At 52.7% G+C, this 8,536-nt stretch carries 7 protein-coding genes and 1 riboswitch; of the genes, 6 read left to right on the forward strand and 1 reads right to left on the reverse strand.

Annotation, left to right across the window (positions count from 1 at the left end; all coding sequences use genetic code 11):
* Nucleotides 1-133: 133 nt before the first annotated feature.
* Together AN477_RS05710 and AN477_RS05715 are read left to right on the forward strand one after the other, a co-directional pair.
* Nucleotides 134-1,825, forward strand: coding sequence for an ABC transporter substrate-binding protein (locus tag AN477_RS05710; RefSeq protein ID WP_054968209.1), 1,692 nt, complete (start codon nucleotides 134-136; stop codon nucleotides 1,823-1,825).
* 136 nt (nucleotides 1,826-1,961) lie between these two features.
* A complete protein-coding gene (locus tag AN477_RS05715; RefSeq protein ID WP_083486001.1) occupies nucleotides 1,962-2,195 on the forward strand; it encodes a biotin/lipoyl-containing protein in 234 nt (77 codons plus the stop codon).
* A 207-nt stretch (nucleotides 2,196-2,402) separates the two neighbouring features.
* On the opposite strand, the gene AN477_RS05720 is transcribed toward AN477_RS05715, so the two are convergent.
* The gene (locus tag AN477_RS05720) at nucleotides 2,403-3,245 is read right to left on the reverse strand and encodes a bifunctional 5,10-methylenetetrahydrofolate dehydrogenase/5,10-methenyltetrahydrofolate cyclohydrolase (RefSeq protein WP_054968211.1); all 843 of its coding nucleotides are present in this window, start codon (nucleotides 3,243-3,245) and stop codon (nucleotides 2,403-2,405) included.
* 287 nt (nucleotides 3,246-3,532) lie between these two features.
* On the opposite strand from AN477_RS05720, the gene AN477_RS05725 reads away from it, so the two are divergent.
* From AN477_RS05725 to AN477_RS05740, 4 genes are all read left to right on the forward strand, one after another.
* Complete coding sequence (locus tag AN477_RS05725) at nucleotides 3,533-4,030, forward strand: CcdC family protein (RefSeq protein ID WP_281176318.1); 498 nt, start codon at nucleotides 3,533-3,535, stop codon at nucleotides 4,028-4,030.
* 58 nt (nucleotides 4,031-4,088) lie between these two features.
* A riboswitch (ZMP/ZTP riboswitch) is annotated at nucleotides 4,089-4,173 on the forward strand.
* An 84-nt stretch (nucleotides 4,174-4,257) separates the two neighbouring features.
* On the forward strand, nucleotides 4,258-5,844 hold the full coding sequence (gene serA / locus AN477_RS05730; RefSeq protein WP_054968212.1) for a phosphoglycerate dehydrogenase: 1,587 nt from the start codon (nucleotides 4,258-4,260) through the stop codon (nucleotides 5,842-5,844).
* A 15-nt stretch (nucleotides 5,845-5,859) separates the two neighbouring features.
* A complete protein-coding gene (serC, locus tag AN477_RS05735) occupies nucleotides 5,860-6,987 on the forward strand; it encodes a 3-phosphoserine/phosphohydroxythreonine transaminase (RefSeq protein WP_054968213.1) in 1,128 nt (375 codons plus the stop codon).
* 128 nt (nucleotides 6,988-7,115) lie between these two features.
* Nucleotides 7,116-8,267, forward strand: coding sequence for an HAD family hydrolase (locus AN477_RS05740; protein WP_054968214.1), 1,152 nt, complete (start codon nucleotides 7,116-7,118; stop codon nucleotides 8,265-8,267).
* Nucleotides 8,268-8,536: the final 269 nt, after the last annotated feature.

Consider the following 8,536-nt stretch of genomic DNA (forward strand, 5'->3'; position numbering starts at 1 on the left):
TCGAGTGAAAAACCGTCTCGTTATCAGCATCTGCATTTGCTGGTAAACGAGGCGGTTTTTGTTGTTGTATAGGGTCGATCGGAAAGGGCAGATTACGTTGAGACAGGATTGTCAACAAAGGGGGAAATCACAGGTGTCATCCAAGCTGAAAAAAAGTCTTGCATGGGTGGCTGTGACCTTGATGGGGTTCTCCTTGGCCGGATGCGGACAAGGCGGCGGTAATACGACGGGAACCTCAACCGGTGCTACAGGACCCATTGAAGGCGGCAGTATTGTCCTCGATACGGACTCAAACTTTAAGGACTTTGACCCTGCACTTGCGTACTTCACCACAGACACCGAGGTTGTACCTCAGGTCTACGAACAACTCGTTACGTATCAGGGCTCCTCAACCGATATCATCGGAGACTTGGCGGAGTCGTACAACGTCTCAAAAGACGGGAAGACCTACACCTTTCACCTCCGAAAAGGGGTCAAGTTTACCAACGGGGATGCCATGACGGCGCAGTCGTTCATCGATGAGTTTGAACGCGTACTTGGCAAAGGCGGCGTCAATTCTCCCGGAGAAGGGTTTATTGATCCGATTGTCGTCGGATCGACCGCCTATCATAATCTGAAAAACAAAACCGGTCAGCATGTGTCTGGTATCACGGCTCCAGACCCTTACACGCTGAAGATCCAACTGACCCAGCCAGAAGCCTACTTCCTTGAAGTCATGGCGATGCCGTTCTTCTCGGCCGTCGATCAAAAATTCATCACCAAGGTCGGCAACGCGGCATTTGACTCTTCACAGATGATGGGCACGGGGCCGTTTGTCGCTTCGCAGATCAACGCCAACGGTGTGGTGTTGAAAAAGAACACCAGTTATTGGGGTAAAGATAAGAGCGGGAACGCGCTTCCATATTTAGACCAAGTCAAGATCCGGATCAACAAAAATGACCAGGTTGACGCGCTGAACTTCCAACAGGGGCAAACCGCCATGTTGGCTTGGGTGATCAACGGCATCCCGTCGGCTTCGCTGCCGACTTTCCGGACGAACCCGAACCTGAAAAAGACCATTCAGACGTTCCCTGAAAATGCGAACTACTACCTTGGCATGAACGTTAAGACAGGTCCGTTTACGAACCAGAAGTTGCGCCTCGCGATGGAGTACGCTATCAACAAGACCAAACTCGCACAGTTGTCTTCCGGAAAGGACACACCCGCAAACCAGGATATTCCCCCGGGGATTCCAGGGTATGTGAAAAATCTTCCTGCGGATGTGAACTACACCTATAATCCTGCGAAGGCAAGACAACTCCTCGCAGAAGCAGGGTACAAACCTGGCCAGTTAACTGTGACGCTGACGTCGCAGAACAGCGGCTTGGCACCAACTTGGGATCAGTCCATCCAGTACGACCTGCAACAGGTCGGTATCAACTGCAAAATCAACATGCTGAATAACAACACCTTCTACACGGAGGGCATGACTGGGTCACTGACTCTGTTCATCGGCGGTTGGTATCAGGACTTCCCGGACCCGTACGATTTCTTGATGTTGCTGGAAACCGACCAGGCGCCTGCCAACAATATGACCTGGTACTCGAATCCGCAGGTTGATGCGTGGCTGAAACAACTGCAAACCAGCACGAACCCGCAACAAAGAATACAGCTGTCAAAACAAATCACGGTTCAGTTCCTGAAGGACGCGCCGTGGGTGCCGCTTTGCTTCTCGAACGCAGTCTATGCCATTCAACCTTGGGTGCACGGGTATTACTTCAGTCCGGCACTCGGCGACCCGCTCCAGTACATCTGGATTGACAAAGGTCACAGCCAGACTGGCTGACGTAAATCGCATAGCTGTTACGTGTACTAGGACCCTTCAGCCTGTTGGCTGGAGGGTCCTTTTGGTTGGCAAACGGTGTTACCACTGTGGTAGGATGATGGCGAATGTCAGGAAAGGATGGATACGTGTGGCAGAGATGAAGGTTCCGCAACTCGGCGAGAGCGTGACGGAAGGGTTGCTTGCATCTTGGTTAAAGCAGGTTGGGGATAGGGTCGAGATGGACGAGCCGTTGCTTGAAGTCACGACAGACAAGGTCAACGTGGAAATCCCGTCAGACTTCAGCGGGGTGATCGAAGAGATTTTGGTTCCAGCGGGAACGACAGTGGAGATTGGAACAGTTGTTTGTCGGATCCGGCAGGACGAAGATTAAAGCTTAGACAGATTACGTGTGATGACAAGGACGACCAAGGGTTCGTCATCCTGACCCTTGGTCGCTTTGGTTGCCTTCATGACCGTATTCAGTGTCGCGATACTGCATTATCCGGTGTGACGGGTGCAATCATCGCGCTGGAGCTGGCAGCTGCCTTGACACCCAACCGCGGGAGTTGGCGGCTTCATTTACGCTCGAGTTCGTGCTTCAGACGGAAGCTTCAGCAGCTTCGACCGTGTGTTGCAACAACTTCGCGATGGTCACGGGCCCGATGCCGCCGGGAACTGGTGTAATGGCTTTAACCTTGTCGAGGCAGGATTCAAAGTCGGCATCCCCAATGTTGCCTTCGTTGTAACCGGCGTCGAGTACCACTGCACCAGGTTTCAACCAGCTGCCTTGAACGAATTTGGGCCGTCCGACAGCGGCCACGACGATGTCAGCGTGACCTACGTGCTCGGCAAGGTCTTTCGTTTTCGAGTGACAGATGGTCACGGTGGCATTGCGGTTCAGAAGCAAGAATGAAACCGGCTTGCCAAGAATCGCGCTCCGTCCGATAACGACAGCGTGCTTGCCTTCAATGTCAATCTGGTAGTGGTCGAGGACCGATAAAATAGCTTCCGGTGTACAAGACGCATATGCAGGGACGTTGTACGACATCCGGCCAAACCCCAGACTTGTGACGCCGTCTACGTCTTTGGCTGAGTCAATGGCGTCAAAGGCCGCTCGTTCGTCAATCTGTGCAGGCACAGGATGCTGCAGCAAGATGCCGTGAACAGCTGTATCTTGATTGAGTTTTGCAATCGTATCAATCAGCTGTTTTGTTGTGGTATCGGCAGGCAAGTGAATCCGGCGCGACTCCATGCCGAGTTTCTTGCACGCGTTCCCTTTCATGCGTACATATGTAGCTGACGCTGGATCATCACCAACCAAAATTGTGGCAAGGCACGGCGTAATCCCTTGGGCCGTAAGTGCTTCAATGCGTGACGACAGATTGGCGTAGATCTCTGCGACGACGGGTTTTCCTTCCAACATCAACGGTTCGTGGCTCAATCCCCATCGCTCCTCCCGACAAATTTGTAACTACAGCGAGTATATCTGTGCAAAGATCACGCTGCAACAAACCAACTGCAAGCGTTCTCACTGTCACAGTTTCGTTTGATTTGTGTTCCGCATCACAATGCTTTCGTACAGCATCGCACTATAATGAGGAAAACACGCAAGCTATTGATCGCTTCTAAGTTGGTCTGGTTGGTGAAGATTCATCCTTTTGCCATAGATAGTGTCGTAGTCAAAGCGTACAATGGGATATGAGAGTTTACAGGAGGGAGTGAGCAGCCGTGGCTCAGTGGATCAGCACTATCGTCGCTGTGTGCATGGCTTTAATCGTGATTGTTGTTCGGCTGAAGGCCTCGCAGAAGCCGACCAACGCACGAAAAATCCTGATTCCGCCGCTCGGTATGAGTACAGGGTTCTTGATGTTTGTGGCACCTCAAACACATATGCCATGGCACTATGCAGTGCTTGCGTTCCTTGTAGGATGTTTGTTCGCCTACCCGCTGATTGCATCGTCCCGAATGTTCGTGGATGGGAACGATGTCTATTTGAAACGTTCACCTGCGTTCATACTGGTCTTGCTCGGTTTGCTTGTTCTTCGGATTGTTCTGCACACGTATGTTGAGCAGTATGTGACCATTGTTCAAACAGGTGCGATTTTCTTTATTCTTGCCTTCGGTATGTTGTTACCATGGCGTATTGCGATGTTTATGGAGTATCGAAAACTTTCTCGTCAGAGAGACCTCTCGCTGGCAGGCTCTTTGCAAGAGTCTAAGGGTTAAGCAAAAGCTTGACAATCCTGCAGGGATTCAATATCTTGAAAGTACTAATTTTCTGATATAAAGGTCGCACGACTGGCGGATCAGGGGGATACCCCAAGGGAGTGCGAACTGATGATTGATTGCCGACCGCCTGGGCGCTCCGTTTTTTTTTCTGAGCGTTTGGGCGGTTTTTGCATATCAAAAATGCCTTGCAGGCGAATTTTGGAGAGGTTGAGGAGGCGAACTGCATGAAGGTGTTGGTGGCAGATGATATCTCACTCTTGGGATTGCAGAAGTTAGACAATCTGGCGGACACTGAGGTGGTCGTGCGCTTGGGGATGACGGAGGCAGAGCTGATGGAGGAGGTCAAGGACGCAGACGCTCTGTTGGTGCGTTCTCAGACCAAAGTTACGCCTGCGGTCCTTGATGCCGGAAGGAAGTTGCACGTCGTAGGACGGGCTGGAGTTGGCGTGGACAACATCGACGTCGGTCATGCGACAAAACGCGGCGTGATTGTCATTAACGCACCAGACGGAAACACAATCGCTGCTGCAGAGCACACGTTTGCGATGATGATGTCCATCGCTCGGTACATTCCCCTGGCCCATCAATCTGTCACCGCTGGCGAGTGGAAACGGAAGGACTTTGTCGGGGTGGAGTTGCTCGGGAAAACACTGGGCGTTATCGGCATGGGTCGAATCGGAACCGAAGTTGCAACGCGCGCGAGGGCGTTCAAAATGAAGGTTTTCGGGTACGACCCGTTTCTGACTGAAGAGCGGGCCGGTGAACTTGGGATTGTCAAAACTGATTTGGAGAGGGCACTTAGAGAGGCGGATTTCATCACCGTCCATACGCCGCTCACGAAAGACACCCGCCATCTGATTGGTACCGAGGCGTTCGAACTGATGAAGACGGGTGTTCGGATTGTGAACTGTGCTCGCGGGGGGATCATTGACGAAGCAGCTCTCTGTGTTGCACTCGAGAACGGGAAGGTTGCCGGCGCTGCGCTTGACGTGTTTGAATCGGAACCACTGCCTGCAAACTCTCCGCTGCGGAATGCAAAAAACCTGATTCTAACCCCGCATCTCGGTGCTTCGACGCTCGAGGCCCAAGAACAAGTCGCCATCTCAGTCGCTGAAGAGGTTGCAAACATCCTTGCAGGCAAACCGTTTAAAAACGCGGTAAACTTGCCGGCGCTGAGTGCGGAACAGTTGACGGTCCTCGGGCCTGTGCTGGAACTCGGTGAGCAGGTTGGTGCGTTTATGGGTCAGGCATTCAGCGGTGACTTGTCAGACGTACAAGTTACCGTCGGTGGAGAATGGACCAAACAGGACACCGGGTTCTTATCTCGGACAGTACTCAAGGGACTATTGGCACAGCGCTACGCCGACGAGGTCAACTATGTCAATGCACCGACCCTCGCTTCGCAGATTGGACTCGCGGTGAGCGATGTACAGCAATCGCGCAGCCGAGTTTACACCAGTTTTCTCTCCGTGAGTGCATCTGTCTCAGGGGCTCGTCATACCGTTGTTGGAACACTCTACAATGGCAGCAATCCGAGAATTGTCGAGATCGACAACTACCGTATCGACGCTGAGCCGCACGGGACGATGATTTTTACCTATCACAGCGATCAGCCCGGCATGATTGGCAAAATCGGTACGATGCTTGGCGAAGCCGGCGTGAATATCGCGTCCATGCAGGTCGGCCGAATGGAAACAGGCGGAGAAGCGATTATGTTGCTTTGCGTAGACAGGATGGTTCCTGATGACGTTGTTGACGCGATTGGCGAAGTCCCTGGGGTGCGCCGCGTTCGCAGCCTGCAGTTGTCATAATAAAGGGGTGAAAGTATGAGCAGAGTGGAAGAAAAGATCTTACAGGCGGGACGGGCGGACAACTTCGGTGCAGGACCGACTGGGCTTCCGGTTTCTGTCCTTGAGCGCATCATGCAGGAAGGTCTTTCTTATCAGGACAGCGGCATGTCTGTCATGGAGATGAGTCATCGCAGCCGCTGGTACGATGCAATTCAGGCGTCTGCTGAAGCGGGGCTCCGTACTCTATTAGACATTCCCGATGATTTTTCAGTGCTGTTTTTGCAAGGCGGCGCCAGTCTGCAGTTCTCAATGGTTCCGATGAATTTCCTGGCCGAGGGGAAGACTGCAGGGTATGTAACCACCGGATCGTTTGCCAAGAAGGCATTTTCAGAAGCTAAGAGGATCGGGAACGCCAAAGTGGTGGCATCCTCCGAAGACCGTCAGTTCACGACATTGCCGGAGCTTGACGGAGCCATGCTCGATCCGGATTTGGCCTACGTGCACTTCACATCCAACAACACGATTTACGGGACGCAGTGGAAGGACTGGCCGAACGGAATTCGGGTGCCCGTTGTTGCGGACATGTCGAGTGACATTTTGTCTCGACCGATTGATTTCAGCCGATTTGATTTGATCTACGCAGGTGCTCAGAAGAACCTCGGTATTGCTGGCCTGACGGTCGTCATTGTCAAGCGGGCGTTTGTGCTTGAACACGCGATTTCAGGTCTTCCTTCCATGCTCAGTTACAAGGTCCATCTAGAGAACGATTCTCGCTACAATACGCCGCCTGTGTTCAGCGTGTACGTCTTGTCGCTGTTACTCGATTGGGTCAAATCACTCGGCGGTCTCGACGCGATGACGGCTCGAAACGAAGTCAAAGCAAATCTGTTGTACAAAACCTTGGACCAAAGCAACGGCTTTTACCAAGGTGTTGCTTCCACCGAAGCCCGTTCATTGATGAACGTGACCTTTCGTCTTCAGAACCCAGACCTTGAGCCAAGCTTCCTGGCGGCCGCCAAAGAGGCAGGTTTTGTGGGGATTGGGGGTCACAGGTCCGTTGGCGGTTGCCGGGTTTCCTTGTACAATGCCGTAGAACTCGAACAGGTTCAGCGGATTTCCAAGTTCATGGAGGAGTTCCGAGCGCAACACACGCAGATGGCGTGATTAACTGCGGGAGCACCGTCATGGCCGCACAACTGTCGCGAGCAATCGCGGGAGCACCGCAATATAAGGACGGCTGAGTTGGAACTTTGGAGCCATCATCGGTCAGCAACAAGGCAAGGAGGAGCTTTGTGTATAATCTCATCTTGTTTGACATTGACGGCGTTTTACTGAGTGAAGAACGGTATTTTGATGCTTCTGCCCTCACTGTGTACGAACTGATCAGTGCAGGGGAGTACATGGGTCTGACGATTGCAGGCGCACCCGTGGACGAGGAAGGTCTTAAATCGGCATTGCTGTCGGATGAGTCCATCACTCTTATCCGACAGTTCGTGTTTGCCAATGACGAAGTCCTGGATTTCATGAAACGCCGCGGCATCAACGCGAATTGGGATATGGTTTACCTGCAATTCGCGTGGCAGTTGATTCACTGCTTGAACCGGCTCGGTATCCGTCTGAATGACGTCCTTCAGGGAACAGGGGGACTGAGCGAGGAATTACAAAGCAGTCATTTAAAACGGATCGGTAAAGCGATTCAAGAGCACGGCCTCGGCGTGCTTGAATGGGCTGATTTCAACGAACACTACGAAGGATGCACAGATAAATCCTCCTTGTTTAACGCTGTTCGGTCGGACTTTATCACAATGGCTGGTGTCCCTGAGGAGCATGTGGAGGTATTCTGTTCGAGTCTCTGGCAACTTGGACAGGAAGCATTTCAAGACTGGTACCTTGGCGAGCCATACAGGGATACGGGAACCGCACAGGGCAAGCTGGGGTTTTTGAATGCAGAGGTACCGCTGGTGAATCCAGATGATTTCTCTGGTGTGCTTAAGCAGCTCAAAGCGGAGGGGATCGAACTCGGCATTGCCACTGGCAGACCGCAAACCGAGACATATGTTCCGCTTCGGCTTTTGGGATGGCTGGAGCATTACCATCCGAATCGCATCAGCACTGCGTCAGACGTCCTGCGTGCTCAAACAGCACGAGGGGATGGTCAGACCTTGAGCAAACCGCATCCGTTCTCGTATCTGAGGAGTTATTTGGGATCGCCGGACGATGAGACGGTCCTTGCACATCCACTGCCGTTGTCGAGAGAAGAGGGCGAGCGTGTGCTTGTCGTTGGAGATTCGGTCGCAGATTGGATGGCTGCTCACGCGATTGGCTGTGATTTTGCCGCAGTACTCACGGGTCTCTCCGGAGCTGACGCGAGGGCTCAGTTTGAATCTCTCGGTTGCACCTTTATCTGGGACAGTGTTATTGACGTGAGAACCGTAATCGAGTAGGTTGAACCGATTCACTGTTGGGTTCAGCCAGCATGCAAGAGAGCACAAAAGCAAAACTCATTGGCATGAAACGAGCGCCGTTTCGTTCGTTGGGCATGCCATTCCGAGTGGGCCGGACAGATTGTGTCCGGCCCACAGTTCATGGTGCGCCCGGCATGGGCGATAACTTGGCGGTGCAAGTCCGCTGCGGAGGTTGGCTGTTACCAACCGCTAGCCAAGAGCAAGGGTGCCGACCGTGAGGTGGGATCTGGAGGAAGCTGGAGGCAAAA

The sequence above is a fragment of the Paenalicyclobacillus ferrooxydans genome (assembly GCF_001399675.1).
In the GTDB taxonomy this organism is placed as follows: domain Bacteria; phylum Bacillota; class Bacilli; order Alicyclobacillales; family Alicyclobacillaceae; genus Alicyclobacillus_B; species Alicyclobacillus_B ferrooxydans.